The 2583-nt window shown below is 39.0% G+C and carries 1 pseudogene; it reads right to left on the bottom strand.

Going from position 1 to position 2583, the window contains the following annotated elements:
• Positions 1–1867 (bottom strand): annotated as a pseudogene (locus tag ACFIL8_RS09080) (autotransporter outer membrane beta-barrel domain-containing protein); the annotation flags it as partial.
• Positions 1868–2583 lie beyond the last annotated feature (716 nt).

The following is a 2583-nucleotide window of genomic DNA, read 5'->3' as shown; positions in this document are numbered from 1 at the left end:
CATTACCAGAGGCGTTGTAGACTGTTTGCGTATCTGGTTTACCAGATCCTATATGCAATGTGTGATAATGATCTTCTGTTGGTCCATTAAAGATAATAGAGCTGTTATCGAGATTAAGCGTAGAAATATCGGAACGAGATCTTTGAGCAATATCAAGCAGATTGCCATCAGCATCTTTTTCTTTTGTACTGGTCTTTAGTGTCCATGTTGTCTTGTTTTTTAGATCAAAATGTACATTTCTGTCTTTAGCAATATTCGCTCTGCCCTCTAGAGTAGACTGATCAGCGCTTAAGGTGAAGGTGCCATTGGAGATCTCATTAATATTTTTCTCCTCCCAAAAGCTTTCTTTTTTTGTAAAGAGGCCGTCCCCTAATAACACGTCGGCATGGATTTCTGAATTTGTGAGATTAACTGTACCAATTGACAGATCAGCACTATTTTTAATGTTAGCGTTAGTGAAAGCTCTAATGAAAATTCCTGTGCCATTTTCAGCATGAAGCTCTGCATTGGTCAGATTGATTTCATTGCTATGATGTTTTTGTGGATCATTTAGCTCATCTTGTTTGGTAGTAGGGTGAGTTACGAATTGCAAACCAGAAACTTCTGCTGTTGCAGAAACATTTTTCAAATCAATATGCCCACCGTTGATTGCAAATAACGCTGTTTCGTTCGCTGCTACGGATCCTCCCGTCATGTTGACTGCACCACCATCGATTGCTGCAAGCCCAGTTCCACTACTACTAATCGTTGTTTTTTCAAGAAAAATTACACTGTTTGCGCCATTAGAAAATACACCAGATGACTTATCGCTATCATTTGTTTTTAGGGTCACATCTGCAACAGTAATATGTCCACCATTTTCAGCAACCAATGCATTACCCAATGCATTACCTTTCCCCGTGACGGTTCCTTCCGTCATGCTGATGGTGGAGTTTGAACCTTCCGCATAGAGTCCAACGTTATCAGATGTAATGTTTGCATTGTTGGTTAAAGTGATGGCACTGCCGCTTTTAGCAGATATTGTTGTATTTTGTGCATGAAATGATCCTCCCGAGATTGTTATTGTCGAATCATTCTCTGCTAATACACCTTTTTCAAATACACCGGTGGCTGCTTGAGCCACTGTTACATCTTTTAAAGTGACGGTACTTTTATTTGCGTTTATTCCATAGTACAGTGTCCCATCCTTTTTAACACCCGATATTGTCACATTTTCTAGTTTGTTTTCACTACTGTTACTGTTTGAGAATATAGCACTAGTTGAAGTAGTTGTAATGGTTCCCCCAGTCATCTTGATTGCGCCACCGTTTTGTGCTTGAAGCCCGAAGAAAGCATCATTAATCGTTGTCTTTCCAAGTAATTCAATCATGCTACCAAGGCCACTAGAAACTGCACCAGTTCCATAACCATCTTTTGTTTTTAGGGTGACATCTGTAACAGTAATATGGCCACCGGATGTTGTCTTTACTGCTTGCTCTTTCGCTGTGATGCTCCCCCCTGTCATTTCGATGATGGACTTTGAATCTGCCGCATGGAGTCCAGCAGCATTATTAGATGTAATGTTTGCATCGCCAGTTAAAGCGATGGTGCTGCCGTTTTGAGCAAATATTGCTGTTCTTTCTGCATCAAATGATCCTCCTAAAACGTTTATTATGGAATCATATGCCTCTATGGCAGTTTGTGCTTGCGTCACTGTTACATTATTTAAAGAGATATAACTTGCATCTGCTTTTATTCCAAAGAACAGTGGCACATCCTCTTTAATACTCGATATGGTCACATTTTCTAGTTTGTTTTCATATTTATAACTGTGACTGTTTAAGAATGTAGCACCAGCTGCAGAAGCTGTAATGGTTCCTCCAATCATCTTGATTGTGGCCTCATCTATTACTTGAATCCCGATGAAAGCATTATTAATCGTTGTCTTTCCAAGTAATTCAATTATGCTAAGGTCTTCACAAGCTACACCAATTCCATAAACATCTTTTGTTTTTAGGGTGACATCTGTAGCAATAATATGGCCACCGTATGTTGTCTTTACTGCTTGCTCTTTCGCTGTGATGCTCCCTCCTGTCATTTCGATGATGGCCTTTGAACCTGCCGCATAGAGTCCAACATCATTAGATGTAATGTTTGCATCGCCAGTTAAAGTGATGTTGCTGCCGTTTTGAGCAAATATTGCGGTTTTTTCTGCATCAAATGATCCTCCTAAAACTTTTACTGTGGAATCATATGCATCTATGGCAGTTTGTGCTTGTTTAACTGTTACATTTTCTAAAGTGATAAAACTTTTCTTGTTTATTTTTATTCCAAGGAGTGATGATGCTTCATTTTTATTATCTGATATTACTACATTTTGCAGTATATTTCTATTATCCTTACTACCATCGATATAAACGCCAGTTTGAGAAGCTGTAATGTTCCCCCCGGTCAGGTTGATGTTAGCGCCGTCTTTTACAGAAATACCAAAACGAACATCAGAATCAGTGCCTTGAATATTTAAGCTATTTAATTCAAGCGCACTGTTAGCACCTTCAACTGTTACAACATATTTATCGCTACCTGTGTCTGTATTTGTGTTTT

Origin of the sequence: Bartonella sp. AP57NXGY (assembly GCF_042195805.1) — a bacterium.
Lineage (GTDB): Bacteria > Pseudomonadota > Alphaproteobacteria > Rhizobiales > Rhizobiaceae > Bartonella.
The sequence above is the reverse complement of the archived record's forward strand: the minus strand, read 5'-3'. Positions and strand labels throughout refer to the sequence as shown.